Origin of the sequence: Ruminococcus sp. OM04-4AA, assembly GCF_003462585.1 — a bacterium.
Lineage (GTDB): Bacteria > Bacillota > Clostridia > Lachnospirales > Lachnospiraceae > Mediterraneibacter > Mediterraneibacter faecis.
In genome coordinates this window covers 1-764 of the sequence record NZ_QTZH01000167.1, presented here as the reverse complement: position 1 = coordinate 764, position 764 = coordinate 1, and the positions used below count along the sequence as shown (strand labels likewise).

Below are 764 nucleotides of genomic sequence, written 5' to 3'. Positions count from 1 at the left end.
CTAGTACACATTCTTATTTATATAATCTATATATTAAATCATTTCTAATCTTTAGCTATTTATTTAAGAATATATTTGAAAAATGCTTTGGCATCAACAGTAATAATCTTTTTTTCATCTCTGACATAATTTACTCCTGTGTATTCGTCTGGGTGCTTCAGATTTCGGCTACTGGTCCTGATGCCAGTCAATAGAAGTAAGACCAGCTATCAATCGATCCCATTCTGCGGAAGCTGCTAGAAGTAATTGTGGAGTCGGTACAGAATTATCTTTAAACTTAGCGTACATAGGTCGTAAATCAGCTATCTTTTTCACATCTATGTTTTTTTCGTTCAACACTAAATAGTAAAATTCTAAACCATTAGTGTATAGAACTTTTTTAAACTTTTCGAGATGGCTTATAATTTGTTGTTCTTCAAGCCAGCCATGTTTTTCTTTACATCCCCAATTTTCTTTTTCACTTGCAAGATAATATTTTATGTTTTTTCCATCTATTACTATGGATTTTTCCTCCTTTATTTTTCCTAATTCTATATTATCTAAATCATTGTCAAATTCAACGTCAAAAGTGTGTAATGATCCATTCCACCCGGAACCTTTATAATTAACTTTTGATTCTTCAATTTTTTCTCCAAGTACCTTCTTAATTTGTCTACTTAACACTTCGCATTCTCAATATTTTCTAAATTAAATCTATTAATTTGTCTACTTAACACTTCGCATTCTCAATATTTTCTAAATTAAATCTATAAGTTGCTATTATA

General features: G+C 29.6%; 1 protein-coding gene. It reads right to left on the bottom strand.

The features are described from left to right. Window positions 1-168 precede the first annotated feature (168 nt). On the bottom strand, window positions 169-663 hold the full coding sequence (locus DXB52_RS15950; RefSeq protein ID WP_118108099.1) for a hypothetical protein: 495 nt from the start codon (window positions 661-663) through the stop codon (window positions 169-171). Between the last annotated feature and the right edge of the window lie 101 nt (window positions 664-764).